The organism is Sphaerisporangium sp. NPDC051011, from assembly GCF_040653595.1.
In the GTDB taxonomy this organism is placed as follows: domain Bacteria; phylum Actinomycetota; class Actinomycetes; order Streptosporangiales; family Streptosporangiaceae; genus Sphaerisporangium.
In genome coordinates this window covers 184,806-211,629 of the sequence record NZ_JBFAGG010000011.1, presented here as the reverse complement: position 1 = coordinate 211,629, position 26,824 = coordinate 184,806, and the positions used below count along the sequence as shown (strand labels likewise).

At 66.9% G+C, this 26,824-nt stretch carries 24 protein-coding genes; 13 read left to right on the top strand and 11 right to left on the bottom strand.

All coding sequences use genetic code 11. The features are described from left to right. Positions 1–9 precede the first annotated feature (9 nt). Entirely contained in the window at positions 10–693 is a 684-nt protein-coding gene (locus tag AB0H21_RS25725) for a helix-turn-helix domain-containing protein (RefSeq protein WP_358521090.1), read from the bottom strand. 34 nt (positions 694–727) lie between these two features. Here AB0H21_RS25725 and AB0H21_RS25720 point away from each other — a divergent pair, with 34 nt between their 5' ends. Both AB0H21_RS25720 and AB0H21_RS25715 read left to right on the top strand, forming a co-directional pair. Next, complete coding sequence (locus tag AB0H21_RS25720; protein ID WP_358521087.1) at positions 728–1,942, top strand: acyl-CoA dehydrogenase family protein; 1,215 nt, start codon at positions 728–730, stop codon at positions 1,940–1,942. A gap of 105 nt (positions 1,943–2,047) precedes the next feature. Further along, complete coding sequence (locus AB0H21_RS25715) at positions 2,048–2,842, top strand: SDR family oxidoreductase (RefSeq protein ID WP_358521084.1); 795 nt, start codon at positions 2,048–2,050, stop codon at positions 2,840–2,842. Between the two features lie 40 nt (positions 2,843–2,882). On the opposite strand, the gene AB0H21_RS25710 is transcribed toward AB0H21_RS25715, so the two are convergent. From AB0H21_RS25710 to AB0H21_RS25695, 4 genes are all read right to left on the bottom strand, one after another. Continuing rightward, entirely contained in the window at positions 2,883–3,632 is a 750-nt protein-coding gene (locus tag AB0H21_RS25710; RefSeq protein WP_358521363.1) for a glucose 1-dehydrogenase, read from the bottom strand. 28 nt (positions 3,633–3,660) lie between these two features. Next, positions 3,661–5,196: an NAD(P)/FAD-dependent oxidoreductase gene (locus AB0H21_RS25705; protein WP_358521081.1), complete on the bottom strand. Its 1,536-nt coding sequence runs from the start codon at positions 5,194–5,196 to the stop codon at positions 3,661–3,663. 5 nt (positions 5,197–5,201) lie between these two features. Further along, complete coding sequence (locus AB0H21_RS25700; RefSeq protein WP_358521078.1) at positions 5,202–6,050, bottom strand: alpha/beta hydrolase; 849 nt, start codon at positions 6,048–6,050, stop codon at positions 5,202–5,204. A gap of 386 nt (positions 6,051–6,436) precedes the next feature. Further along, the gene (locus AB0H21_RS25695) at positions 6,437–6,865 is read right to left on the bottom strand and encodes a RidA family protein (RefSeq protein WP_358521076.1); all 429 of its coding nucleotides are present in this window, start codon (positions 6,863–6,865) and stop codon (positions 6,437–6,439) included. Positions 6,866–6,966: 101 nt separating this feature from the next. Here AB0H21_RS25695 and AB0H21_RS25690 point away from each other — a divergent pair, with 101 nt between their 5' ends. From AB0H21_RS25690 to AB0H21_RS25660, 7 genes are all read left to right on the top strand, one after another. Further along, positions 6,967–7,785 carry a fumarylacetoacetate hydrolase family protein gene (locus AB0H21_RS25690; RefSeq protein WP_358521073.1) on the top strand — a complete coding sequence of 273 codons (819 nt, stop codon included), beginning with the start codon at positions 6,967–6,969 and terminating at the stop codon, positions 7,783–7,785. A 20-nt stretch (positions 7,786–7,805) separates the two neighbouring features. Continuing rightward, the gene (locus AB0H21_RS25685) at positions 7,806–8,291 is read left to right on the top strand and encodes a cupin domain-containing protein (protein WP_358521070.1); all 486 of its coding nucleotides are present in this window, start codon (positions 7,806–7,808) and stop codon (positions 8,289–8,291) included. After that, the gene (locus AB0H21_RS25680; RefSeq protein WP_358521068.1) at positions 8,288–9,244 is read left to right on the top strand and encodes an acyl-CoA thioesterase domain-containing protein; all 957 of its coding nucleotides are present in this window, start codon (positions 8,288–8,290) and stop codon (positions 9,242–9,244) included. Before AB0H21_RS25685 ends, AB0H21_RS25680 begins: the two co-directional genes overlap by 4 nt. Next, positions 9,241–10,917 carry an AMP-binding protein gene (locus AB0H21_RS25675; protein ID WP_358521066.1) on the top strand — a complete coding sequence of 559 codons (1,677 nt, stop codon included), beginning with the start codon at positions 9,241–9,243 and terminating at the stop codon, positions 10,915–10,917. The genes AB0H21_RS25680 and AB0H21_RS25675 overlap by 4 nt, the downstream gene beginning before the upstream one ends. Before the next feature lie 5 nt (positions 10,918–10,922). Continuing rightward, positions 10,923–13,301, top strand: a complete 2,379-nt coding sequence (locus AB0H21_RS25670) for a bifunctional salicylyl-CoA 5-hydroxylase/oxidoreductase (protein WP_358521064.1) — start codon at positions 10,923–10,925, stop codon at positions 13,299–13,301. Positions 13,302–13,363: 62 nt separating this feature from the next. After that, complete coding sequence (locus AB0H21_RS25665) at positions 13,364–13,771, top strand: hotdog domain-containing protein (RefSeq protein ID WP_358521062.1); 408 nt, start codon at positions 13,364–13,366, stop codon at positions 13,769–13,771. 24 nt (positions 13,772–13,795) lie between these two features. Continuing rightward, entirely contained in the window at positions 13,796–14,647 is an 852-nt protein-coding gene (locus tag AB0H21_RS25660) for a PaaX family transcriptional regulator C-terminal domain-containing protein (RefSeq protein WP_358521060.1), read from the top strand. 28 nt (positions 14,648–14,675) lie between these two features. On the opposite strand, the gene AB0H21_RS25655 is transcribed toward AB0H21_RS25660, so the two are convergent. The 5 genes from AB0H21_RS25655 to AB0H21_RS25635 all read right to left on the bottom strand — a co-directional run bounded on the left by AB0H21_RS25655 (position 14,676) and on the right by AB0H21_RS25635 (position 21,513). Further along, positions 14,676–16,397, bottom strand: a complete 1,722-nt coding sequence (locus AB0H21_RS25655) for an acetolactate synthase catalytic subunit (RefSeq protein ID WP_358521058.1) — start codon at positions 16,395–16,397, stop codon at positions 14,676–14,678. A 26-nt stretch (positions 16,398–16,423) separates the two neighbouring features. After that, the gene (locus tag AB0H21_RS25650) at positions 16,424–17,593 is read right to left on the bottom strand and encodes an acyl-CoA dehydrogenase family protein (protein ID WP_358521055.1); all 1,170 of its coding nucleotides are present in this window, start codon (positions 17,591–17,593) and stop codon (positions 16,424–16,426) included. Next, the gene (locus AB0H21_RS25645) at positions 17,586–18,779 is read right to left on the bottom strand and encodes an acetyl-CoA acetyltransferase (protein WP_358521054.1); all 1,194 of its coding nucleotides are present in this window, start codon (positions 18,777–18,779) and stop codon (positions 17,586–17,588) included. The genes AB0H21_RS25650 and AB0H21_RS25645 overlap by 8 nt, the downstream gene beginning before the upstream one ends. Continuing rightward, positions 18,776–20,170 (bottom strand): OB-fold domain-containing protein, encoded by a 1,395-nt coding sequence (locus AB0H21_RS25640; RefSeq protein ID WP_358521052.1) that lies wholly within the window; start codon positions 20,168–20,170, stop codon positions 18,776–18,778. The genes AB0H21_RS25645 and AB0H21_RS25640 overlap by 4 nt, the downstream gene beginning before the upstream one ends. A gap of 140 nt (positions 20,171–20,310) precedes the next feature. Next, positions 20,311–21,513, bottom strand: coding sequence for a helix-turn-helix domain-containing protein (locus AB0H21_RS25635; RefSeq protein ID WP_358521050.1), 1,203 nt, complete (start codon positions 21,511–21,513; stop codon positions 20,311–20,313). A gap of 204 nt (positions 21,514–21,717) precedes the next feature. On the opposite strand from AB0H21_RS25635, the gene AB0H21_RS25630 reads away from it, so the two are divergent. Genes AB0H21_RS25630 through AB0H21_RS25615 form a run of 4 tightly spaced genes read left to right on the top strand, consistent with a single transcriptional unit; the run spans position 21,718 to position 25,047 of the window. Then, the gene (locus AB0H21_RS25630) at positions 21,718–22,650 is read left to right on the top strand and encodes an SDR family oxidoreductase (RefSeq protein ID WP_358521048.1); all 933 of its coding nucleotides are present in this window, start codon (positions 21,718–21,720) and stop codon (positions 22,648–22,650) included. Beyond that, a complete protein-coding gene (locus AB0H21_RS25625; RefSeq protein WP_358521045.1) occupies positions 22,647–23,099 on the top strand; it encodes a MaoC family dehydratase N-terminal domain-containing protein in 453 nt (150 codons plus the stop codon). Before AB0H21_RS25630 ends, AB0H21_RS25625 begins: the two co-directional genes overlap by 4 nt. After that, entirely contained in the window at positions 23,096–23,518 is a 423-nt protein-coding gene (locus AB0H21_RS25620) for a MaoC/PaaZ C-terminal domain-containing protein (protein ID WP_358521043.1), read from the top strand. The genes AB0H21_RS25625 and AB0H21_RS25620 overlap by 4 nt, the downstream gene beginning before the upstream one ends. Further along, complete coding sequence (locus AB0H21_RS25615) at positions 23,509–25,047, top strand: long-chain-fatty-acid--CoA ligase (protein WP_358521041.1); 1,539 nt, start codon at positions 23,509–23,511, stop codon at positions 25,045–25,047. Before AB0H21_RS25620 ends, AB0H21_RS25615 begins: the two co-directional genes overlap by 10 nt. A gap of 263 nt (positions 25,048–25,310) precedes the next feature. On the opposite strand, the gene AB0H21_RS25610 is transcribed toward AB0H21_RS25615, so the two are convergent. Continuing rightward, the gene (locus AB0H21_RS25610) at positions 25,311–26,822 is read right to left on the bottom strand and encodes an MFS transporter (protein ID WP_358521038.1); all 1,512 of its coding nucleotides are present in this window, start codon (positions 26,820–26,822) and stop codon (positions 25,311–25,313) included. Positions 26,823–26,824: the final 2 nt, after the last annotated feature.

Here is a 26,824-nt window from a genome sequence, read left to right as displayed (position 1 = left end):
GCGATTTGATTATCTGCTGCTCGAGGCGTCCTTGGCGCCTTGGTCTGCCGGCAGCAGCTGGGACTTCAGTGTCCCCGACAGCCAGTCCGTGAACTCCGAGCGGTCCCACGCTCGCTCGCGATGGAGGGCGTGCCACAGCCGAGGATCGTTGAACACCCAAAGGATGTCGGCGGCGCGCTCCTTGGTCATGCCGGGAGCGAGATCCCCGCGCTCAAGTAGCAAGTCAACGATGTTCGCTGCTCCGACGTATCTGCCTGAGTCGAGCTCGTCGAGCATGGCACGTAGTTCGTCGGAGTCGGAGCTTGCGGTCACGAGCGCTGAATGGATCGACGAGACCGCTTCGAAGACCTCCGCAAGCACCTCTGCGTAGACATGAAGGACCTCTTCCGGCGTCGCGGCCTGTCTTGCTCGCTCGCCGAGCGGACCTTCGCGCGGATGGCGCGGATCGTCGCCTCCCACGACGGCGGCGTGATAGGCGGCGCGCATCAGAGCCGGCTTGCCGCCCACCGAGTTGAAGATCGTGGCCCTTGCGACTCCGGCTTGCCGGGCGATGGCGTCGATGGACGTCCCGCCGTATCCGTCGCGAGCGAACAAGTCCTGTGCGGCGCGGATGATGGCGAATCGAGTAGCGCGCGCGCCCTCCTGGCGGAGGTCGGATCGGTAGGGGCGGTTGACGTTCGCTTCTCGATTCATCAGACTGCAAGTCCAATCAATTAGGGAGTACAGCATGGTGGATATCACGAAGGTCGCACCGGCGGACGACCTGATGGCTCGGTTACGCGCAGTCGTCGAGGCGCCCGAGTACGCGGCGCGCGTCGTCGCCTCGGATCGCGAAGGCTGTATGGCGATCGACAACGTGCGGGAGTTGCAACGTATCGGGGTCACAGGCCTCCCCCTGAGCGATGAGTTCGGCGACGGCGGACCTCCTGTCGCGCTGCTGATCGATGTAATGGAGCTTCTCGGGAGGCATGACGCCTCAACGGCTGTCGCACTCAACATGCACTGGGTGGGGGCGAGAACCCTCGCAAAGATGCCGTCCTTTCCGCGGAGGGATGAGGCCTTGGCCGCGATCTCGTCGGGAGAGGCGACCATCTGCGGCGCCTTTTCGAATCCGTCGGCCGAGTTGGACTCGCGCCGGGCCCGGCTCGGGTGCCGGCGCGAGGGCGACGAGGTGATCCTCAACGGACGTGCGGGGTTCGGCTCGATGAGCGATGCCGCGGCGTACACCATGCTGGGCGGCATGGTCGAGGGGAGCGACCCGAACGACCCGACGATGATGATGACCATTGGCCGGCTGGGTGAGCCGGGGCTCATCAAGCACCAGAACTGGAGCGCGATGGGAATGCGCGCCACCGGAAGCAACGACATCGAGTGCCGTGAACTGCGCATACCCGTCGACGACTGCATCCTATCTCCGGTCAGCGGGATCGTCCGCGGCCGGGAGCGCGACTCGACGGTCGTCGCTTTCGGCATCACGGCCATCTGGCTCGGCTTGGCGCAGGCGGCATTCGACTTCACGATCGACCATGTGCAGCACCGATATGGATACATGGCGGAAGGCGCGTTCAATCCCACGTCGCCCAAGTTCAGAGCCGATGAGGCCTGGGCGCAGGTCGGGCTGGGACACATGGATCACTGGCTCGGGACGGGGCGCGAGTTGCTCCACCGGACTGTCGCGAAAATGGACGCGGAGGAGGACGTGTCCACTCGAGAGCTGGTCCGCACCCTCTACCACCTCCGTCGAATGGCGGAGGAGGTGTCCATGGGGGCCATGAAGATCTGCGGAGCGCACGGCTTCGTGACCGCTCGACCCTTGGAGCGGATCTTCCGTGACCTGATCGGCGGAATCGTCATGGCGTGGAAGACCGATCAGCTTCAGCAGACGCTCGGCGTTGGTGCCCTCGGTCGTGAGATCGCGTTCACCGGTCCCGCCGGATCATGATCGGAGGCGATCCGTCGTTGACGTACGGCGGTGACTCTGTAGTCTTTGATTCAAATAGCCTTTGAATCATGGTCGGGCGCGTGTTCTGAGAGAAGGGAGCGGGTCGTGCGGCTCGAGGGTAAGACGGCTGTCGTAACCGGTGCCTCGTCCGGACTGGGACGAGCGATCGCGAGGGCTTTCGCCGGCGAAGGCGCCTATGTCTACGCCGTGGGGCGGCGCACGGACCGACTCGTGAGCTTGATCGAGGAAGTGGGCGGTCGAGGCTCGGCGATCACCGCGGACGTCTCTCGGGCTGAGGACATGGATCGCCTCTACGACCAGGTACGAGCCGATGGCCGGAGCCTCGATGTCGTGGTCGCCAACGCAGGGGGGACCACGCTGGCGACGCTCGAGGAGATCACCCCTGAACTGCTCGATCGCGAGTGGGGAAGCAATGTCAACGGCACGCTCTATACGGTGCAGAAGGCAGTGCCACTGTTGAGGTCGGGGGCGACCGTCATCCTCATGAGCTCGACTGCCGCGGATAAGGGAACCCCCGGAGTCGGTCTCTACGCCGCCGGGAAGGCGGCGATTCGCTCGTTCGCACGGACCTGGGCGAACGAGCTCAAAGACCTTGGCGTGCGGGTCAACTGCATCTCGCCTGCCGCGGTTCAGACGGCCTCGCTGCATGGGGCGCTGAGTGATCACCGGCGAGCACTGGGCTCGAGGCGTGAAGGCGAAGTCGTCGACACCGATGCGCTGACGCAGCAGGCGTACCAGGGTTTGGTGAGTCGCATCCCGTTGGCCAGGCTTGGGGAACCCGACGAGGTCGCACGACTGGCCTTGTTCTTGGCGACAGAGGATTCGGCCTTCATCACCGCGACCAACGTCTACATCGACGGCGGATTGACGCAAGTCTGAGAGCGCACCTGCCGGGTCGTCGCGTCGACGTGGGGTTCGCTCAGACCGCTGTGTAACCCCCGTCGACAACGAGTTCGGCTCCCGTGATGTACGACGATTCGTCGCTTGACAGGAACAAGATCGCGTTGGCCACCTCGGTGACCCGCCCTTCGCGCCGGAGCGGCACCCCTTGCAGCAGTTGTCGCCGCTTCTCAGGGTTCTGTGTCGTCCCCGAGGTGACCATGGGCGGGAGCAGGCCCGGATGGACGGAGTTCACTCGGATGCCGTCGGCACCATGTCGCGCGGCCGCACCCTTGGTGAGCAGCCGCACGGCGCCCTTCGACGCGTTGTAACCCAGGTGGAGCCCGGCGTGCCCGACAAGGCCCGCGATCGAGGAGACGTTGACGATCGAGCCGCCCCGGCCGTTCTGCATCGCGCGCACCCCGTGCTTGACCCCGAGGAAGACCCCGGTGCAGTTGACGCCCATCAGGCGGCTCCACAGGTCGATGTCGTAGCCATCGCCGGCGACAGCACCGCTGATTCCCGCGTTGTTCACCAGGACGTCGAGCCGGCCGGCCTGAGCCAGCACACCATCGACGGCGTCGTGCCATGACGACTCGTCGGTCACGTCGTGACGGATGAACATCGCGTTCCCGCCGGCGTTCCGAATCTCCGCGGCGACCTGCTCCCCACGCTCGTCCAAGGTGTCGGTCACCGCGACAAGCTCGGCGCCTTCAGCGCCGAAGAGGCGAGCGCTCGCGGCACCGACGCCGCCAGCGGCACCCGTCACCAGCGCCACCTTCCCTGACATGCGCATCACAGCAGAACTCCGTTCCAGATCAAGTAGTCGCCTCTTGCGTCAGTACGTATCGCTCAGGCGCGAACACCGCGTTCCGTTCGCGAAAGGCGTGCGCGAAATCGGGCCAGACGACGGTGAGGTCGCCGCTTCTGGGGTCCACATACCAGTTCCTGCAGCCGCCATCGAGCCACACCGTGCCGGCGCTGCGCCGGCGGAGGAACTCGGTGTACTCGATCGCCGCGGACCGCCTGGGCTCGATCGTCCCGACACCGCGCAGCGCCGCGAAGCGGAGGGCGCTGAGCACGTAGTCGATCTGGGCCTCAATGACGAAGATCACCGAGTTGTGGCCAAGTCCGGTGTTGGGGCCGTCCAGGACGAACATGTTCGGGAAGCCCGGGACCGCGATCGAGTCCAGCGAGCGCATTCCGTTCATCCAATGATCCGCCAGCGGCCTGCCATCCGCGCCACGGATGAGGGGCGCCACCCGGGGCTCGGTGGCTTCGAACCCGGTGGCGAGGATGACGCAGTCCAGTTCGTAGGCGTTGCCGGCGGCACTGACGGCCTCGGTCGGCGTCAGACGCGCCAGGGCCGCGTCCTCGACGGTGACATGAGGCTTGGTGAGTGCCGGGTAGTAGTCGTTGGAGACCAGGACGCGCTTGCATCCCAACTCGTAGTCGGGCGTGAGTCTGCGCCGGAGGTCGGGATCCGAGACCTGAGCGTGCAGATGGTCGAGCGCGACCCTCTTCGCCGTGGACAGATACGGCTCAAGTTTCCGGCGCGCGGCGTAGGACGCTTCGAAAGTCCAGAACAGGTCGGCCCGCAGAGCGCGGCGGGTCTCCGGATCGCGCGCGAACATCCGGCGCTCGCCATCGCTGTAGAGCCGGTCGCGCCTCGGGTTGACGTACGGCGCACTTCGCTGGAACAGGACGAGCCGGGACACGACATCGACGATCGACGGGACGATCTGGATCGCCGACGCTCCCGTGCCGACCACCCCCACACGTCGGTTCGCGAGGGATGCCTCGTGGTTCCACCGTGCGGAGTGAAATATCGTGCCTTCGAAGTCCTCGATCCCACGGACGTCGGGCAGTCGCTCGTCGGCCAGGTGGCCGGTCGCGACGACCAGGAAACGGCCGCGGTAGATCCCACGCGGTGTCTCGACGACCCACCGCCGACGTCGCGAATCCCAGTGCGCGCCGGTCATCTCGGTGTCGAGACGCAAGTGAGGGGTCAGGCCCTCGTTCTCAGCGGCGCGGCGCAGGTAGTCGAGGATCTCGGAGCCTGGCGAGTACACGCGAGACCAGTTCGGGTTGGGCAGGAATGAGTACGAGTAGAGGTGGGAGGGAACGTCGCATGCCACGCCCGGGTAGGTGTTGTCGCGCCACGTGCCGCCGACGTCGCCGGCCCGTTCGAGTACGACGAACGACTGCTCGGACCGACGCTGGAGTCGGATGGCGAGCCCGAGACCTGCGAACCCGGCCCCGACGATGACGACATCGACCTCGAGGTCTGTTGCGTTACTGGACAGCGGGGGCCTCCGATCGAGTGGCATCGGCCTGCGGCCGGGCGTGATCATGTGAATCAAGGCATGGGCATGTCGAGTAGCCCTCCGGCCGGAACTCGGCCGGGATCGTTACTGAAGGTGGATATCAACTGGAAGATCTGAGCGGGCCGCTCGACCATCACCGCGTGCCCCGCGCTGACTTCGGCGTATCGCGCGTCCGCGATTGCGCCCCAGAGCAGCTTGCTGTGCCGAACCGGGACCATCTGGTCATGAGCCGCGCCGATCACGAGGGCCGGCGCCGAGATGTCGCCGAGAAGGTGCTCGATGTCAATGGAGCGGCTGAGCTCCATGTGTGCGTCCATGCTGTCGGTAACGGAGACGGCTGCGATGAGGTTGGCGATCTCCGTCGGCGTACGGGCTGCCAGGTAGGGGCCGCCGTAGGCGCAGTAGGCCGAGAACTCGGCCAGAACGGTCGAACCTTCGTTCCTGAGCGCTTTCCATATGTCGTTGCGAACGCGCTGCTGGTGATCCGTCTTGGCCCAGCCACAGATCAGCGCCAGTTCGGTGACCGCGTTCGCGTGCTCGGCCGCGAAGGCGGCGGCGACAACGGCTCCCAGCGAGTAGCCGCAGATCGTCGCCGGCGTATGGGGGAGGGCGGTTCGGACTACCGCGTCGACCTGGCTCACCAGTTCGGACAGCGAGACCTTGCCCCTGTCGGGCGAGATCGCGAAGTCGATGCCGACAACGCGGCGCTGCGAGGCCAGCATGGGCATGAGAAACGCGAAGTGTGATGCGGCGCTGCCGCCGGATCCGTGCAGCAGGACGATCGGGGGCAGCGCACTGGGAGCCGCCGGTGTCGAATCGATGTAGGCGACGCGGGCGCCGAGCACGTCGACGTACCCCAGGTGTGGGCGCGAGGTCGTCACCGCGAATCCTTTCTGCTGAGCAGGCGCGGGCTCTGGGGCCTGGCGTCATCACTGAGCCGTGCGGTCGCTGCTCGGCCGACGGTACTCGCAGCAGGGGCCATTTTTCTAGTCGTATTCGAATTTTGGCCCTAGGCTGACCACGCCGGGAAGTTCCCGGTTTGCCGATGAATCGGAGAAGCCGATGGGTGGCTTCGCGGTCACTGAGGCTGGAGACCTCTCATCTCGGACGTCGAGGTGGACTTGGCGATGCCGCAGGGCTCGAGGCGATCGTTCGTGTCCTTCGCGGCGGAACGGATCGAGGTTTCGGCTCTGACCGGCGACATGGCCGACACCTATGACGCAAGTAGAACGTTCGTTGTCGATGGCGAACGACTTGAGGGCGCTTCCTAGCGCGGGGGAGCGATGAGCCGCTGCTCGGGGATCACGGCCACGCCGACGATCTCGATCAGCGCTTCCGGCTGCCAGAGCTCGGTCGTGCCGATTCCGGCCATGGCGGGGTACACCGGGCCCGCGAGCTCGCGCCACACTTCGCCGATCTCTCGGCCATGGGCCTGATAGTCGGGGATGTCGGTGAGGTAGATGGTGATGCTGACCAGGTCTTCAGGCGTTCCGCCAACGTGGCGCAGCGTCGTCAGCAGGTTCCCGAAAGCCTGGCGAAACTGGGCGACGATGCCGCCCGGCACGATCCTCATGTCCTGGTCCAGTGCCGTCTGGCCGCCGAGATAGAGCGTGTTTCCGCTGAGAGTGCCGTGTGAGTAGCCGCGCGGCGGCGGCAGGGTCGGCGGGTTCACCGCAAGCGGTCCGCGGACGGTCATGGGTATCTCCTCGCGCCGGATTTTCAAATCGGTATTGACTCTTCTACAACGTTCGTGGAGATTGTGCAACGCACGATCCGCTCGTTCGAAGGAGATACGAGGTGCGCTTCGCGACGGTCTCTCTACCCGACGCCACGACGACGGCCGCCGTCCTGGACGGCTCCGAATGGCGTGCGCTACCTGCGGCGGACCTCTCCGAACTGATCCGAAAGGTCGCTCTGGCCGAGGCGCCTGAACTCGCTGGGCAGGCACTCGACGAGGCCAAGCCCACCCAACTGCTCCACACCCCGCGCAAGGTCATTTGCTGCGGCCTCAACTACTCCGAACACATCCGCGAAACCGGACGTGACCTGCCGGAGTATCCCACGCTGTTCGCGAAGTTCGCAGACACCCTGACCGGCCCCGACGCCGACATCAGCGTCCCGGACGGTCTCCAGGTCGACTGGGAGGCCGAGCTCGCCGTCGTGGTCGGAACGACTCTCCACCGCGCGACCCGCGACGAAGCTCTCGCCGCGATCGGCGGGTACACCGTGGCGAACGACATCTCCATGCGGAGCTGGCAGTACCGCTCATTGGAATGGTTGCAGGGGAAAGCCTGGGACGGCACGACGCCGATCGGCCCTGTCCTCGTCACCCCCGACGAGATCGACCCGGCCGCGGGTCTGGACATCACCTGCCGAGTCAACGGCGAAGTCGTGCAAGAAGACAACACCGGCACCCTCGTCTTCGACTCGGCGGACCTGCTCGCCTATGTGTCCACCTTCACGCGCCTCATGCCCGGCGATGTGATCCTCACCGGAACGCCCGGCGGTGTGGGCGTCGCCCGGACTCCGCAGACCTTCCTCGCGGACGGCGATGTCGTCGAAACCGCGATCGCCGGCATCGGTCGCCTGCGCAACGTCATTCGGGTCCATCCCTAGCGGCCCTGACAGGAGAAGCCATGGAGCCTGACTTCAGCAAGTACCGCCTCGAGGGCGACAACTCCGCATATGCCACCGAGACCGGCTTGGTCGTGCCCATTGTGACCCGTGCCGGCCACGAGGTGGGCGACACCGGACAGTCCGCCGGCGCGCATCGAAGCTCCGGCGTGAGCATCCAGCACACGCCCGCGACGAAACTGTGGTTCGGCAAGGTTCGAAACGAGAGTGGCTATCGCTCCGTGCCGCATCATCACGGCGAAGCCGAAACGGGCGGGTACGTCCTCTCCGGCCGAGCTCGCATCTACTTCGGTGACTCGTTCAGGGACTACATCGACATGCAGGAGGGCGACTGGGTCTTCGTGCCTCCGTTCATGCCTCATGTCGAGTGCAATCTCGACCGGAACAAGCCACTCGTCTGGATGACGACGAGGACACCCGAGAACATCGTCGTGAACCTTCCTGAGGTCGGCGACGACGCCCTTCCGGACTGGACGACCCGGCCGTGAGCGCAGAGGAACCGACCGGATCTCCGACATCGGAGACCTTCGCAGCCGCCGTCACCCTCACGCCCGCGACGCCACAGTTCTTCGATCACGCCTGGACGGCCGTGGCCCAAGACTGTCCGTGGCCCAAGGCTTACGGCGGAGACATGGTGGCACAGGCGGCGGCCGCGGCCATGCTGTCGGTCGGCGGCCGGGACGCCGGCAAGGTCCTCCACTCGATGCACTCCTACTTCATGCGGCCCGTCGACATCGGTGGCGAAGTCCGGTACGAGGTCGAGGTCCTTCGGGATGGGCGCGGGTACTCGACCCGGCAGGTGCGCGGCTACCAGAACGACAAGGTCGTGTACGTGAGCATGGCCGGCTTCGCGGCCGAAGCGGAGGGCGGCACCTACCGGGCACAGATGCCTGCCGACATCCCAGGCCCCAGCGATTTGCCCACCTCCGAGGCGTACCTCCGTGAACGCGCCGTGTCCGCGGAGACGTCGATGACCCAGCGGTCCAAGCGTTACTGGCAGCGCGGCCGCAGCTTCGACATGCGGCACGTCCCGGGACCGGTGTACCTCAGAGTCGAAGGCGCGACGCTACCGAACCAGGCGGTCTGGATTCGCCCGTTCGACGCGCTGCGACCCGTTCCCGGCCTGACTCGTGCCCAACGCGACCTCGCCGCGCTCGCGTACGTATGCGACTACACGATCCTCGAACCGGTCCTTCGCGTTCTCGGTCTCCCGTGGGCGTCCCCTGGCCTTGTCACGGCAAGTCTGGACCACGCCATGTGGTTTCACCGCCCACTACCCGAGGGCGCACTCGATGGGTGGCTCCTGTACGCGCAGGAAGCGGTCAGCGCGGCGGGTGGCCGGGGCGTCGGCCTCGGTCGTTTCTTCACGCCGGATGGCGGCCACCTGGCCACGGTCGTCCAGGAGGGCCTGATCCGCACGACCGACGGAGGTTCCCGATGAGGTCCGATCTCGCCGCGCTCAACCCGTCCTCCTACGACGACACCTTCGCTCGCGACCATCTCCCGCCGCTCGAGCAGTGGCCGGTTCTGGAGTTCACCACCGACGACCTTCGGTATCCCGCTCGGCTCAACGCCGCCACCGAGCTGATCGACGCGGCGTGCGAAACCCATGGCAGCGACCGAGTGGCGCTGCGGACTCCAGACGGCGAGGTCTGGACCTATGGAGAGTTGCGGAAGCGTGCGAACCAGGTCGCGCAAGTCCTGACCGAGGACCTTGGTCTGATCCCGGGTAATCGGGTGCTTCTCCGGTCACCGAACAATCCGTGGACGGTCGCGGTGTGGTTGGGCATCCTCAAAGCCGGCGGGATCGCGACCACGACCTTCGCCGCGTTACGTGCACGCGAACTAACACCGATCGTTGAGAAGACGCGGCCCGCGCTCGCGCTCGTGGACCACCGGTTCGTCGACGACGTCACGGACGTACGCGACAGCGTGCTGCCGGGCCTCCGGATCGTCGCCTTCGGCGGAACCGGCGACCGTGACCTGGTCGCCCTGGCGGCAGCCAAGGATGGAACGTACGCCGACGTCGAGACGTCGGCCGACGACGTGGCACTGCTGTGCGCGACCTCCGGGAGCACCGGCGTCCCGAAGATCACGATGCACTTCCATCGCGACGTCCTCTCGATCGACAACACGTTCGGTAAGCACGTACTGCGCCTCACGTCCGACGACCTCGTCGCCTGCACCGCGCCTTTCGCGTTCACGTTCGGGCTCGCCATGCTGGTGGTCTTCCCGCTCCGCGCCGGCGCGGCGGCTCTGCTCACGGAGTCGCTCACCCCGCCCCTGCTCGCCGACGCCATCGCCGACGCCGGTGTGACCGTTCTGGCAACGGCGCCCACCGCCTATGGGCAGATTATCCGGTCGGGCAAGCTCCCCCTCCTGAAGAACCTGCGTGCTGCGGTCAGTGCGGGCGAACACATCGCGCCGTCGACCTGGCGGCGCATTCGTGACGAGCTCGGCCTGGCCGTCATCGACGGAATCGGGGGCACGGAACTCCTGCACATCTTCATCTCCGCTCAAGGAGAGGAGATTCGGGAGGGAGCGACCGGCCGGGCCGTGCCCGGCTACCGGGCTGCGATTCTCGGGCCCACCGGCGAAGAGCTTCCGCCTGGCTCTCCTGGCAGGCTGGCCGTGATCGGGCCGGTCGGATGCCGCTATCTGAACGACGAGCGGCAGACGGACTACGTCGTCGGCGGCTGGAACGTGACGGGTGACACCTTCGTCCGCGACGAGGACGGGTACTTCTGGTACCAGGCTCGGACCGACAACATGATCGTCTCGAGCGGTTACAACATCGGCGGCCCAGAGGTGGAGGCCGCGATCGATGAACATCCCGACGTCCTGGAGTCGGCCGTCGTCGCTGCGCCCGACCCGGAGCGCGGCTCGATCGTTTGCGCGTTCGTCGTAGTGAAGCCGGGGGTCTCCGGTGACGCCGCGAAGTCCAGGGAGATTCAGGAGTTCGTGAAGCGCACCATTGCGCCCTACAAGTATCCGCGCGATGTCCGGTTCGTCGACACCCTCCCGCGCAACACCAGCGGGAAGCTTCAGCACTTCCATCTACGACGCATCGTCGAGGCCGAGGCCTCCGCCGCTGGCACGCTCCGAGAGGACTGATATCGATGAGGATCGCAATCGTCGGCGGCGGACCGGCAGGACTGTACTTCGCCGCACTGATTAAGCAGCTCGACCCGACGCACGTGGTGACCGTGTGGGAGCGCAACGCGCCGGATGACACCTTCGGCTTCGGCGTCGTCTTCTCAGACGAGACGCTCGGCAGCATCGAGGGCGCGGACCCTGTCGTGCACAAGCTCATGGAGGAGCGATTCGCACAATGGACCGATATCGACATGCACATCGACGGGCATTCGCTGACCGTCGGTGGGCAAGGCTTCGCTGCCATGGGTCGCCGCGAACTTCTGGAAATCCTCCAGCAGCGCGCCGCCGAGTCGGGTGTTGAGATCAACTTCCGAACCGAGGCCCCCGACGTCGACTCGCTGCGGGTGGACTTCGACCTCGTCATCGCGGCGGACGGCGCCAACTCCAAGGTCAGAACCCAGCTCGCAGACGCATTCGAGCCGTCGCTCGACCGTCGCAGGAACAAGTACATCTGGCTGGGCACCGACCTGGTCTTCGAGGCGTTCCAGTTCTTCGTCATCCAGACGGAGTGGGGAACGATGCAGGTTCACGGCTATCCGTACTCGGCGGAAGGCTCGACCTTCATCGTCGAGATGCATGAAGACGTCTGGCGCGCAGCCGGCTTCGACGCGACGGCGACTCAAGAATTTCCGCCTGGAGTCTCAGACGAATACGCGGTGACCCGCATCCAGGAGATCTTCTCCGACGCGCTCGACGGGCACCGTGTGCTCACGAACAACTCCAAGTGGCTGAACTTCACGACCGTCAGGAACGGCAGCTGGTACGACGGGAATGTCGTACTGCTCGGCGACGCGGCGCACACCGCGCACTTCTCGATCGGCTCGGGCACCAAGCTGGCGATGGAGGACGCCCTCGCCCTCGCTGCCTGCCTGCACGAGCACCCGAGTGTCGCCGAGGCGCTGGCGGCCTACGAGGCCGAACGAAAGCCGGTCGTGGAGTCCACCCAGCGCGCCGCCCAGGCCTCCTTGGAGTGGTTCGAGAACATCGGCCTGTACGCCGGGCAGGACCCGGATCAGTTCTGCTTCAACCTGCTGACCCGCTCGCGCCGCATCACCTTCGAGAACCTCAGGGAGCGCGACCCCAAGTTCGCGCACCGGATCGAGGCGCGGTTCGCACACAACAACGGCCACGACCAGACGCCGGCCATGTTCCAGCCGGTACGAATCGGGGACCTCGAGTTGGCCAACCGGATCGTCGTCGCTCCGATGGACATGTACTCCGCGACAGATGGCATGGCGAACGACTTTCACCTGACCCACCTCGGATCCAAGGCTCTCGGAGGAGCCGGACTGGTCATGACGGAGATGGTCTGCGTCTCGGCGGAAGGACGCATCACGCCAGGGTGCACGGGCCTGTACAGGGACGACCAGCGCGACGCGTACGCCCGCATCGTCGACTTCGTCCACGGCAACTCTCGGGCGAAGATCGGCGTGCAGCTCGGGCACTCCGGCCGCAAGGGCTCGACGAAGTTGATGTGGGAGGGGATCGACCAGCCGCTCGACGCGGGAAACTGGGAGGTCATCGCGCCGTCGCGGCTGCCATATGGTCCCGGCTGCCATGTCCCTCGGGAGGCGGACGAGGCGGATCTGAGGAAGGTCGTCGATGACTTCGTCGCGGCCGCTCGCCGCGCCGTTGAGGCCGGCTTCGACCTTGTCGAGGTGCACGCCGCCCACGGCTACCTGCTCTCCTCGTTCCTGTCGCCGCTGGCGAACCACCGCACAGACGGCTACGGCGGGAGCCTGGAGAACCGGCTTCGCTTCCCTCTCGAGGTGTTCGATGCCGTCCGCGCGACCGTTCCGCCATCGATTCCTGTCACCGTTCGCATCTCCGCGCACGACTGGCTGCCGGGAGGGAACACAGACGATGACGCCGTCGGCATCGCACGTGCCTTTGTCGACCATGGCGCGGCGGCGGTGCACGTCTCGTCCGGCCAGGTGGCGAAGGAGGAGCGCCCCGCTTACGGGCGTTCGTACCAGACGCCGTTCGCCGACAAGATCCGTGCCGGCGTCGCGGCCGAGGCTGGGGCGAGGGTGATCGCCGTTGGTGCCATCTCCTCGTACGACGACGTGAATTCGATCCTGCTCGCGGGTCGTGCCGATCTGTGCGCGCTGGGCCGGACCCACCTGTACAACCCGCATTGGACGCTTCACGCGGCAGCCGAGCAGGAGTTCCGTGGGGAGGGCGCGACCTGGCCACCACAGTTCGCCGCAGGCCGGCGTCGGCCACCGACGTCGCGCACCGACAAGGTCCCGCCGCGGCTGTCGCTCCTCCGCTCGTCGGCAGCCGACAGGGTGCATCAGCGGTGGCGGCCGCGCAGGGACCTAGCCGTCACAGTCTCATGAGGCCGGCGCCACCGCCGGGCCGGTATCGTCCCCGAGGGGTTTCGTCGACGCGCGTCGAATGGATGGATACCGACGCGGCCGGCATCTATCACAACACGGTGGTCACGCGTTTCGTCGAGGCCGCGGAGGCGGACCTCATGCGACGTCACGGCATCACGGGTTACTTCCCCGTGGCCCCGCGCGTGCGATACGAAGTCGACTTCGATCAGCCCTTGTGGTTCGAGCAGGTGGTCACCACTGTCGTAGAGCTCGAGAACATCGGACGATCATCGATCACGTTCGCCTTCGAGGTGTGGGGCCATGCCTTCCGAGGTCGATCACGGGCACGAGCAGCTTCCGGACGGTACACGTGCGTTCACGTCCAGGGAATGCACGAGGATGGGACCCCGCACAGCGTGCCATGGCCACGGCAGTGGGTGGAGGCACTTCGGACCCCGGTGCCAGGGCCACCCGGCATCACCGATGGATGACGCCGATCGTGCAGAATGTGCGAAGTGACCGAACCTGACGCTGAGCGTGTAGGGCGCCCACACCTGAACCGCACCTTCCTGGTGAGCTTCCTCGGTGCTGTGGTGCGGCGCATGGGTGGCTGGATGCCGACGGCAGGCGCCATCGACTTGATGGGCCAATGCGGGGTCGACGCAACGAGTGCACGTACCGCCATCTTCCGGCTCAAGAAGCGCGACTGGCTGGTCGCGCAGGCGACCGGCGGGATGCGCGGCTACGCTCTGACGGAGCTCGCGGCTCGGTCGCTGGACGCCGGCGACGACGTCATCTGGCACGCCCGGAAGCCGGCCGATCTCAAGGCCGGCTGGTGCATCGTTCACTTCTCCGTTCCAGAGGCCGCACGCGCGCGGAGGCATCAGCTGCGAGCTCACCTCGCGTCCCTGGGATTCGGAAACGTCGGGACCGCCGTATGGATCGCTCCGGCGCGAATGCTGCCTGCGGCCGAGTCCGCCATTGCCGAGTTGGAGCTTGAGCGTCACTCCGCGGTCTTCGTCGGAGACCACGTCGCCGGCCAGGATCTCGGGGTCCTGATCCAGGAAGGTTGGGACCTCGAGTCGATCGATCGCCGATACCACGAGTTCATCGCGAGGTTCTCCGGCCTCGCCGAGGATCGTCGAGGGGGCGATTCGTCGAGACCTCGGCAGGCGTTCGTGACCTACATGTCAGTGATCGATCACTGGCGGAAGTTGCCGTTCCGGGATCCGGGTCTCCCGCGGGAAGTTCTGCCGCCACAGTGGGCAGGGCACGAAGCCGTCGCTCTCTTCGAGCGCATCGTCGAGCGCTTCGAGGGGCGGGCGCTCGCCTACGCCGCTCGCTACTGGGAACCGCCCGGCGACTGACGATCACACATGGCGCGGATGCGAGCACCTAGCGAGCGTTGATGACCTCCTCCTTGCCATCGAAGATCCGCGCCGGGCCGAAAGCAGTGGGGTCGACGATCGCATCGATGACGACGGGCACACGCGTCTCGAGCGCGGTCTCGAGCGTGGGGCGGATGTCCGCCGGTTCGCGGAGGTCCATTCCTACCGCACCGGCAGCGCGAGCGATGGCCGCGTGGGCTACCGGCATGAACTCGATCGCACTGGTCGTGCTACCGAAAAGGAGATTCTCGGCGTGCCGCTGGTATGCCAACTCTCCGTTGTTCAGGACGATGACGACGACCGGGATGCGTGCGCGCACCGCGGTCTCCAGCTCAGACCAGACGTGGGCGAACCCACCGTCTCCGACCAGCGCGACGACCCGGGCGTCCGGTCGTGCGAGCTTCGCGCCGAGCGCCAGCGGCATACCCCAGCCCAAGCCGGCGAGCCCACGCGGCGTGAGAAACCGCTGACCGGGCGCACGAGATGTCAGGTACGACGACATCCAGATGGCGGAGTAGCTGGCGTCGCAGGCCACGATGTCATCCGGCGACAGCAGACGGTCGAGCTCCGTCACAAGGCGCTCTGGTCTGATGGGGCTCTGCTCGGCGCTGATCAGCGAGGCGACGTCGGCGCCGCGTTCGGCTCGGCCACGTGCGATCCGCGCGATGAGACCATCTCGCCGCGAGAGTCGCTTGCTCAGGTCCCGGACCGTGAGTGCCGCCGTGAGATCCTCCAGGGCCGCGCGCGCGTCACCGACCAGGCGAACGGCCTCGTAGTTCCTCCCGATCTCGAACCCGTCGACGTCGATGTGAATGTAGGTGGCGGTTCGAGACGTCAGACCCCACTTGTCAGTGCCGTTCTCGTTCGTCCGCGTACCGACGAGAAGGACGACGTCGGCTTCCTCCAGGAGCGACAGGTTGCGCCGAGTCGGACCCGCCTTGCCGGCGAGGTTCGCCGCGACGCCGAGCGAGAGCGGGGCGGTCTCATCCACGGCCCCCTTGCCCATATTGGTCGTGGCGACCGGCAGGTGCGCGACCTGGACCAGACCGGCAAGCGCGCCCTCGGCGCCCGACAGGTGCACGCCTCCGCCGGCCATGATGAGAGGCGACTCAGCGCCGGCGAGAAGCTCTGCCGCCCGTGCGACGGCGTCGGCGTCCGGACGCGGGCGATCGAGCGGGAAACCGCCGAGCCGGTGCGTCCTCGGCAGGGTCGCCTCGCCCGCCTCCAGCTGAAGCACATCACGTGGCAAGAGCAGCACGACCGGCCCGGCACGGCCTGACGTGGCAGCGACGATCGCGAGATCGACATAGTCGTCGACCCGCGCAGGATCGTCGATCCGTCGTGTCCACTTCGACACCTCGGTGAAGAGCGCCGCGTGATCCAGCTCCTGGAAGGCGTTGCGATCCCGGTTCGACGCCGGCACCTCTTGGACGAGCACCAGCATCGGCACCGAAGCCTTCATCGCCTCGGCCATCGGGGCTACCGCCAAGGCCGCCGCCGGGCCGTTCTGCAGCGCGAGAACCCCGATCTTTCGTGACGTGCGGGCGTAGCCGTCGGCCATGACCCCTCCGGCGTTCTCCGTCCGGTAGAGAACCTGCCGAATCCCGCGGCGTTCGGCGGCGAGCATGAGCGCGGTCGGGTTGCTCTGCCCGAAGATGAGTTCGACGCCGTGGCGAACGAGAGCATCCGCGAGGGCGTCCGCAACGGTTCGGCGTGTGGGTTCTGACATGTCCCGTCCTTGAGGTGGAGCTGGGTTCAGAGCGATTTGCTGATGATCGACTTCAGTACTTCGCTCGTGCCGCCATAGATGCGGGTCACGCGGGCGTCCGCGTAGAGGCGCGCGATGGGGTAGTCGAGGACATAGCCGTAGCCGCCGTGCAGCTGAAGACACTTGTCGACGACACGGCCCTGGACCTCGGTGCAGAACAGCTTCGCGATCGCGGCATCGACCGCCGTCAGCCTTCCGGCGTCATCGAGTTCCAGGCAGCGATCGATCAATGCTTGCGCGGCCATCGTCTCGGTGTGACATTCGGCGAGTGTGAACTTCGTGTTCTGGAAGCCCGAGAGCGGCGTCCCGAAGACGTCTCGTGAGGAGGTGTAGCTCTTGGCCATCTCGATCGCGGCCGCCGCGGCGGCGTAGGCGCCGAACGCGATCGAAAGCCGCTCCTTGGCGAGGTTGTGAGCCAGGTAGCCGAACGCCTCGTTCTCCGCGCCGAGCAGGTTCTCGGCGGGGACGCGAACATCGTTGAAGAAGAGTTCGGCGGTGTCCTGCGCGCGGAGCCCGATCTTCTGAAGCTTCCTGCCCACCGAGAATCCTGGAGCCGACGAGTCCACCATCAGAATGGAGAGCCCGTACCGCTTGTCGTCTTCCTTCGGCGGCGCGGTCCGGCAGACCACGAGGACCAAGCCGGCGTTGGCGCCGCCGGTGATGAACGTCTTGGAACCGTTGAGAACGTAGTGGTCGCCGACCCGCTTGGCCGTGGTCCGGATGCCGGCGACGTCGGAACCGGTGTCAGGCTCGGTGATCGCTATCGCGGTCATCGTGTCGCCGCTGACGAACCCTGGCATGATCCGAGCGAGCTGTGCTTCGTTCGCATAGCGGAGCAGGTAGGGGAGCACGATGTCGACGTGCACGCGCAGCGCGCCCAGGACCACGCCGTGCCGAGCGGTCTCCTCGGCCAAGACGGCGCTGTATTTCATGCTGGAAATGCCGGAGCCGCCCCACTCCTGCGGCACCTGAATGCCCAGGATTCCCAACTCGCCCAGACGGCGATAGAAGGAAAGGGGTACCGAACCCTCCTGCTCCCAGGTGTCATACTCAGGCACGACGTCGTGTACGACAAGTCGACTCACGAGTTCTCGAAACGCCTCGTGCTCCTCGTCGTACACGCGCCGGGACGGCGCCTGCCCGCTGTGCTCAGCCACGCTCGGCACCGACGATCGCGACGAAGGAGACACAGTCGCCCGGGCTCCCCCCGAGGTTCTGAGTGAGCCCGTATCGCCGTCCCTTCGGCTTGATCTGACGGTCCTCAGGTGCCTCGCCTCGCAGTTGCAGCCAGCACTCGAACAGCATGCGCAGACCCGAGGCGCCGATCGGGTGGCCGAAGCTCTTGAGGCCGCCGTCCGGGTTCACCGGCAGCTCGCCGCTGAGCGTGTACCTGCCGGCCATGGTGTCGCCGCAGACCTGACCACGCTGCGAGAAGCCGAGGTCCTCCATGAGCACCAGCTCTGTCGGCGTGAAGCAGTCGTGGACCTCGGCCATCATCAGCTCGGCCAACGGGTCTTCGATGCCCGCCTGCTTGTAGGCGTCCTGCGCGGAGCGGACGACCTCCTCGAACGTCGTGTAGTCGTAGTCGGGATCGATCGGACCGGTGCCCGGGCCCGCCGCGAACGCCAGCGCCTTGACGAACAGCGGGTTGTCGGTGTACTTGTACGCATCCTCGGCACGGACGATGAGAGCCGCCGCCGCGCCGTCGCTGACTCCGGAGCAGTCGAAGACACCCAGGTCACCAGCGACGCGCGGGGCGGCTGTGATCTTCTCCTCCGGCACCACCGCGCGATACTGAGCTCTTGGGTTGCGAGCGCCATTGGCGTGGTTCTTCCACGCGACCCGTGTCATGGCCTGCTTGAAGGCTTCTCGCGGAACCCCGTACTTCGCTGAGTAGGCGGGCGCCAGCATCGAGAACCGGGCCGGGGCCGTCAGCGTGGTGGAGGTGCCGTCAGACGGCGGGTTGGCCCGGGTCAGTCCCGAGTATCCCGAGTCCTTCAGCTTCTCCACCCCGAGTGCCATGACGATGTCGTAGGCGCCCGACGCCACCGCGTAGCAGGCGTTGCGGAAGGCCTCTGACCCGGTCGCGCAGAAGTTCTCGACTCGCGTCACGGGCTTGTAGTCGAGCTTGAGCGCCGACGACAGAGTCATTCCGGAGAAGCCGGAGTTCATTGTCCCGAGCCAGAACGCATCCACCTCGGACTTGGTGATGCCGGCGGACTCGAAGGCCTGGCCGGCTGCGTCGACCACGAGGTCGGAGGTCGATGAGTCCCAATGCTCAGCAAACCTCGTGCACCCCATGCCGACGATCGCGACCCGATCCTTGATCCCGTGTGACGTCATGCCTGCTGCTCCTCCCGAGTCGGTCGAGCCTTCCAGAAGTAATTGCGAATTCCGTTTGCGTCAGATATGTGACGGAACGTCATCTCCACGCGCTGTCCAACCGCCAGCGAATCCGCGTCGAGGTCTGTCAGCTCGCACTGAAACCGGCCGCCCCCATCGAAGTCGAGCACGGCGCCGATCACGGGCGGAGCGGGTGAGTAGGCGAGATAGTCGACGGTGTAGGTGGCGATTCGACCCGGTGTGTCGGCAAGGCGCACTGACCGCATCTGATCCACGGTTCCACACGACATGCACACCCGCTGCGGTGGCATATGGCGCACCCCGCACGCCTGGCACTCACTGCATGAGAACCCGAACTTCCACTCGAGCTGTCGGTTCGAGGCGGGTGCCACAGCTCGATCCGGATCAGGGCGTCGCGGCTGTTGCCGCTGCAGCAGCCCGCGCCAAGTCAGGAAGTCGGCGTAGGAGACGTCGCCAGACGGCCCGCTGATCTGCGTGGCCAGCGAGTCGCGACCGACGCGAGGCCCGAGCGCCTCCGTGGTGCGGAACAGGAGGGTGTCAGAGCCGTCGGCAAGCAGCGTGACCGCGAGGATCTCGCCTGGTCCGGCGGTGTCGAGCATGGCTGAAAGCGCGAGCCCAGGCTGTGCGGTGCCGCAGTTCCCGATCTGGGACATGAGGTCCGCCGTCGCCGAGTCGGGCGTGACTCCGGCGTCCTTGGCGACTCTCTTCGCTGCTCGTCCGGAGAGGCCGACGATCGCGAACCGGTCGATATCCGCCGCCGCGATCCCGGCCGCCTTGAGTGCGCTGTCGATCGACTGCCGGCCGAGGGCCGCGTACACGTCCTCGCCGAATCGCTCTTCCCAGGACGACGACCACTTCTCACCCGGCGCCCGCCAGCGATCCAGGAACTCGCGCGAAGCCGACCCGTAGCCGATCAGTTCGGCGACCAGTGGAATCGCTGACCCGTCGCCGACGACGAAGGCCGCGGCGCCGTCGCCGCCTTCCGCCTCGTCGACACTTCCGCTCGGCCCCAGCCGGAGATCGGAGAGGGCGACGAGCGTCGTCCCCGGCCTTTGGATTCCGCCGAGGAGTGCGGCGACGCCGGACCGGACCGCCCCGTTGGCGTCCCCGGCGTGCGCGTCCGGACGCATTCCGAGCGCAGCGTGGACCGTCGTCGCGTTGGTCTTGTCGGCGTACACAGGCATCGTGGTCGCCAGGAGGACGCCGTCGTAGAGATGGCTGGTACCGGCGCCGGGGCCGGCCCGCCGCGCCGCCTCGACCGCCATGGTCGTCGTGTCCTCGTCATATCCGGCCACGGTGCGCACGCCGCCACGCCGCGGCGATCCGAGCGCGGACGAGATCGTCTCGCGGGATAGCCGCCAGTAGGGCACGTATGTGCCGTAACTCGAGATACCCCACGGTCCGCGCACGGATCCTCCAAATTCAAAGTTCCATTGAATCGTGGGACCAGAGTACCCCTCAGTTAGTACTCGTCAACATCTTGGCCGGATGTGAATCCCTCGCGGCAGGCTCACGCGCCTGCGGCGGCCAGGCCGAGCGTCGTCAGGTCCTCCGCGACCCCGTCTCGCCGAGCGATGGCGGGACTGATCGCCGCTTCGTTGGTCAGGGCGAAGACCATCCCGGCGCGTAGCCGGCACTCGACCGCCGAACGGTGTGGCGCGGCGAGACCGATGAGGCGAGCCAGCTCGTCGACGTACATGCGTTGGCGTCTGCGTCGCTCCAGCTGATGGGATTGCGGCAGTGATGCGGACTCGGTCGTCTGAATGACGACGACGTCGCGATGCACGACCGCCAGTGAGGCGTACATCTCGACGATGCGCCGGACCGCGTGACGGGCATCCTGCGAGTCGCGTAACGCGGCTGCCAGTCCGGCGGAGATCTGCTCGCCAACGCGGTTCACGACGGCGGCGAGAAGGGCTTCTTTGCCGTCGAAGTGCCTCGTCACCGCCGAGGCGGTGATTCCGACTCGCGATCCGATGTCCGCGAGGGAGACGGCGACGAAGCCCCGCTCGGCCATGAGTTCGGTCGCGGCCGCGAGCACCGCTTCGCGCCGGGTGATGTGGACGAAGCGGGGGCTCTCCGGCAGGCGGTTTTGATCGAATGTGGGGTTATGGGAGGCGAGGGGAGCGGCTTTCAGTGCGCCTACGACGTCGGTCAGCAGGCGGGTCTTGAGCGGTAACGTGCCTGGCCGGGCGAGTGCGGCATGGGTCACGGCTCCCGCGACGCATCGCGAACGAAGATCGGCGTCGCCCCCCGACTCCTGAGAAGTGAACCCGGCCGCCGGGATGAGGTCGGTCGAGTCGAGTCCGAGCTCCGTCCGGCGGCGCCTCAGTCTTGTCAGGCCCTCCTCGGGCAGGTGGTGAGCCTGCCGGCTGTACACGACCAGCGCGTCCGGCGTCCGCAAACCCGCTGTGACCAAGGCCGACACGGCGTCCAAGGGACGCCCGTCGGCGCCTTCCTGCCGGCGCTGGGCGAAGACGTCGAGATACGAACCTGCGACCGCTTCCAGAAGGTGATGCTTGCCGGGGAAGTAACGGTAGACGGCTGGACCGCTGAAACCCACGGCTGCGCCGATGTCGTCGATGCTGACCTGGGCATATCCCCGTTGACGAAAGAGGCTCGCCGCGGCGGTCACGACCTGACCGCGGCGGTCCCGGCGCTTCGTCGCCTCGCGCTGTTCGCCGCCGTCGAACGTGTCTGCTTCGCTCGTCAACTGGGTCGACTTCCTGTCGGTGGGTGGTTGGCACGCGGGTGTCGATCCTATTGTTCATCGCGGATCGTTAACGATCGTTGACATTTGCGCTGCGCCGTAGGTAGCGTGCGCGGCGCGGTCGAGCGAGCTTCGCGACCGTCCCTCGCGGCGTCTGTCGCCGCCTGTCGCCGCGTCTGCTCGCGGCCCGCGATCTCAGGGGAGAGCATGGGAGCACTGACCGGAAAGACCGCCATCGTCACGGGCGGAGGCCGCGGGCTGGGAAGGGAGCACGCCCTTCTGCTCTCGCGTCTCGGCGCCAGTGTCGTGGTGAACGACAACGGTGCCGGCCCGGATGGCGCATCCGCGGCAGAGACGCCCGCGCACGACGTCGTGGCCGAGATTCAGGCGAACGGCGGACGCGCGGTCGCGCACATCGGGAGCGTTTCCGATTGGGAGTCCGCCGGCGAGATGGTTCGGCTGGCCGTCGACACCTATGGCGGCCTGGACATCCTCGTGAACAACGCGGGGATCCTCCGAGACCGCACCATCGTGAACATGACCGAGTCCGAGTGGGACTCGGTCATGGACGTCCATCTGAAGGGGCACTTCTGCCCGCTGCGTCACGCGGCCGCGTACTGGCGAGAGCGATCCAAGTCGGGAGAGCAGGTCGCGGCCTCAGTGATCAACACCTCCTCGCCGTCCGGTCTGCGGGGAAACCCGGGTCAGCTGAACTACGCGGCCGCGAAGGGCGGGATCGCGATCATGACGCTGGTGGCCGCTCGTGAGCTTGAGCGGTACGGCGTCCGGGTCAACGCGATCGCTCCGGTCGCCCGCACCCGGCTGACCTTGGCGGCGCCCGGTTTCGGTGAGGCGGTCACCGAGGAAGCCGGCGGTTTCGACCAGTGGGCACCCGAGAACGTCTCACCACTGGTCGCCTACCTCGCTTCCCCAGGCTGTTCGCTGTCGGGGCAGGTCTTCACGGTGATCGGCGGACACGTCGGCCTGCAGCGGAGCTGGTTCGAGGAAGAGTCGTTCGACCTTGACCGCCGCTGGACCGTCGAAGAACTCGCCGAAGCACTGGCACACCTGCCCGCCGGTCCTCCGCCGTTCGTGTCCTCGATCGACGCGCAGCGTCAAAGGACCGGTACGCAGTCGTGACCGCTCGCGAGACCGTTCTCGGCACCCGGCTCCCGGCGTTCAGCATCGCGGCCGAGCGAGGTCAGTTGCAGTTCTTCGCGAAGGTCGTCGGCGAGACCGACCCGGTCTACTTCGACGTCTCGGCCTCGACGGCAGCCGGCTATCCCGACCTGCTGGTGCCTCCGACGTTCCTGTTCTCCCTCGAGCTCAAACGGCCCGAGCCCTACCGCGTGCTCGAGGTGGTCGGTGCGAACTTGTCGCAGGCACTGCACGGCGAACAGAGCTTCACCTATCACCGGCCGGTCTTCGCAGGTGAGCTGCTCTGTTTCGCACCGCGGATCGTTGACTACTACACCAAGAAGGACGGGGCTTTGCAGTTCGTCGTTCGTCGCACGACCGTGACCCGACAGGACCACGTCGTGGCGGAGCTCGAGAACACGCTGATCCTTCGTGCCGGGACCTCCTCGTGAACGCGGCCGGTGCCGGGCCTTTCGTCGGCCAGATCCTCCCGGCGCTTGAGGCTCCGGTCCTGACCAGGACCGTCCTTGCCCTGTTCGCCGGAGCATCGAACGACCACAACCCGATCCACATCGATATCGACGTCGCAAGGGCGGCCGGGCACCGCGATGTCTTCGCGCAGGGCATGCTTTCCATGGCGTTTGTCGGGAGATGTCTGACGCAGTGGGTCCCCCAACACCGGATCCTGCGTCTCCGAGCGAGATTCACTTCGATCTCGCCGGTGCACGCGAGGCCGACGGTGACCGGGCAGGTGATTTCGATCGAAGACGGAGTGGCCACCGTGGAGCTGAAGGTGGCACTGGCCGATGGCACCACGACCATTGCCGCCACTGCCGATGTGGCCCTCGATGAAGGGTCGCCGTGTATCTGACCCAGGGACTGCATCGCTCGCTCCAAGCCGAGCCGCAGGAAACCGCGCTCGTGAGTCGGGACCGCTCGTGGACGTTCACCGACCTGGTGTCCCGCGTCGCCCGACTGGCCGGTGGCCTCCGTCGGCATGGAGCTCAGGACGGCGACCGGATCGGCGTCCTGAGCGAGAACTCCACCCTCTTCGTCGAGCTTGCCCTGGCCGTTCCGTGGGCAGGCTTGGTGCTCAGCCCCGTGAACCTGCGTTGGAGCCGGCAGGAAGTGCTGTACCAGTTGCGGGACGCGGAGATCGACGTCCTCGTCGTCGACGCCGAACACCGAGAGACAGCGGCTGAACTCCAAGCGGCTCGTCCGCGGATGCGGCTGGTGGTGCAGGGCTGTGGTGCACCGACCGAGCGCGTCACGGATCATGAGCAGTTGATCGACTCGTCCGAACCTGTCGAGGACCGGCGCGGGCCCGCGGATCGCTTGGCGGCCCTCGTCTACACGGGTGGCACGACGGGAGCGCCGAAGGGCGTCATGCTGACGCATGGCCAGATCGCGACGTCATCGTTGGGAACGATCGCGACCCTCGGTGCGGATGCGGGTCCGCATCGGTTCCTTCACGCGGGGCCGCTGTACCACATGGCCGCACTCGGCGCGCTCTACACCCAGGTCGCCGTCGGCTCCACGCACGTCGTGATCGGACGCTACACGTCGGCGGAACTCGTCGATGTACTTCGCGAGTTCGAGATTTCGTCGACGACGCTTGTGCCTACCGTCGTGCGGCGCGTCCTCGATCACCTGGAGTCCACGGGCCGGCGTCTGCCCTCCCTCCGGTCACTCGCCTACGGTGGAGGGCCGATCAGCGAAGCCGTTCTCGCGCAGGCGGCCCGAGTGCTTCCCGCCGTCGCGTTGAGTCAGCGGTACGGGATGACCGAGCTGGGGCCGATCGCCACGATCCTGGGACCCGCGGACCACCGAGACCCATCGCACCCGGAACGACTCCGCTCAGCCGGCAAAGCCGCGATGCATGCCGAGGTGAGAGTCGTCGACCCGGACGACGAGGAGTTGCCGACCGGTGCCGTCGGCGAGATCGTGGTCCGCGGCGCGAACATGATGACCGGTTACTGGCGGCGGCCGGAGGAGACCGCCGCGGCTCTACGCAATGGCTGGATGCACACGGGTGACGTCGGTTACCTGGATGGCGCCGGGTATCTGTATGTGGTCGACCGTCTGAAGGACATGATCGTCAGCGGGGGTGAGAACGTCTACAGCACGGAGGTCGAGAAGGTCCTGGCGACCCACCCCGCTGTCCACGAGTGTGCCGTCGTCGGCGTTCCAGACTCTGAGTGGGGCGAACGAGTCCATGCCGTCTTGGTTCTCAACGACGGCGCCGGCGTCACTCTCGATGAACTGCGCGAGCATTGCAGCGCTCAGATCGCCAGGTACAAGGCGCCGCGATCGTTCGAGGTTGTTCGCTCGCTCCCCGTTTCGCCGATCGGCAAGATCCTCAAACGTCAGCTCCGGCGGGACGCAGAGGAGCGCAGGTAGGGCCCTGTCGCGTCCCGATCCCTGTCACCTGCCGGCGGCGGGCGAAGGCATGCATCCGCCGGTACGGCGGGAAATCCGCAGGCAGGTCGGCCTGCGTGACACCGTTGTCGACCACGTAGCGCACTGCGCCGGCACCACGCGGGTGGCAGTGGCCCTCCCGGCCGACCGCCCGGCGGCAACAGGGCCTCCTGGAACTGCTCGTCGGCTTCGACGACCCCGAGCTACCAAGAGGCCCTGCCTTCATGCGCCGACCGCACCTACGGTCAGTGGGCGACCACCGGAACCGGAACCTCGCCGTCCTCGACGCCTTCGCCCGGGCGGCCGGCGTTGACGAAGGTCACGGCGACGATCGCGGCGAGCACGATGATGCCGACACCGAACCAGGTCGCGCTCGCGTAGCCGTGCACCATGCCCTGCAGCTGGACCAGCTGCTGGGGCTTGGTCGCCGCGGTGGCGATGTGGTCCCTGAGGTAGGACGTGGTCGCCGAGGCCGCGATCGTGTTCAGCAGGGCCGTACCGACCGCACCGGCCACCTGCTGCGAGGTGTTGACCATCGCGGAGGCGACACCGGCGTCGCGCGGCTGTACGCCGAAGGTGGCCAGGGACATGGCCGGCATGAACGCCGTACCGATGCCGAGGCCGAGCAGCAGCAGCGCCGGCAGCACCAGAGCCGCGTACGACGAACCGATCTCCAGCTGGGAGAACAGGAACATGCCGACCGCGGCGACCAGGAAGCCGGGACCCATCAGCAGCCGCGCCGGGAGGCGGGTCATCAGCCGGGTGCCGATCTGGGTGGAGCCGATGATCATGCCGACGATCATCGGCAGGAAGGCGAAGCCGGTCATGACCGGCGAGTAGCCCTTCACGACCTGCAGGTAGTAGGTCAGGAACAGGAACGTGCCGAACATCGCGATGACCGAGAGGCCGAGGGAGAGAAAGACACCGCCCCGGTTGCGGTCGATGATCACGCGCAGTGGCAGCAGCGGTGCCTTGACCTTGGACTCGGTGAGCACGAAGGCCACGAGCAGGACCACCGAGGCGACGAACAGGCCGATCGTCAGGGAGTCGCTCCAGCCCTCGGACTCGGCGCGCGTGAAGCCGTAGACGAGCGAGACCAGGCCGAGGGTGGAGAGGACGACGCCCGGGATGTCGAGCGGCGAGCGGTTGGTGCCGCCCTCCGGCTCACGGATGGCGAAGTAGGCGCCGACCGCGGCTACGCCGGCGAACGGGATGTTGACGTAGAACGTCCAGCGCCAGTCCAGATACTCGGTGAGGAAGCCGCCGAGGATCAGGCCGACGGCGCCGCCGCCACCGGCGATCGCGCCGTAGATGCCGAAGGCCTTGGCACGCTCCTTGGCGTCCGTGAACATGACGGCGAGCAGCGAGAGCGCGGCGGGGGCGAGCAGGGCGCCGAAGACACCCTGGAGGGCGCGGGCACCGAACATCACCGCCCCGCTCTGCGCCGCGCCGCCGATCGCGGAGGCCAGGGCGAAGCCGACCAGGCCGAGGACGAAGGCGCGCTTGCGGCCCCACAGGTCGGCCAGTCGGCCGCCGAAGAGCAGGAGACCACCGAAGGCGAGGGCGTAGGCCGTCACCACCCACTGGCGGTCGCCGTCCGATATCCCCAGGTCCTGCTGGGCGGAGGGGAGCGCGATGTTCACGATGGTGGAGTCGAGGACGATCGTCAGCTGGGCGAGCGCGATGAAGACGAGCGCCCGCCAGCGGCGTGGGTCGAGAGCGGGAGCGCCGGGGGCGCTTCGGGCTGTTTCAGACATGG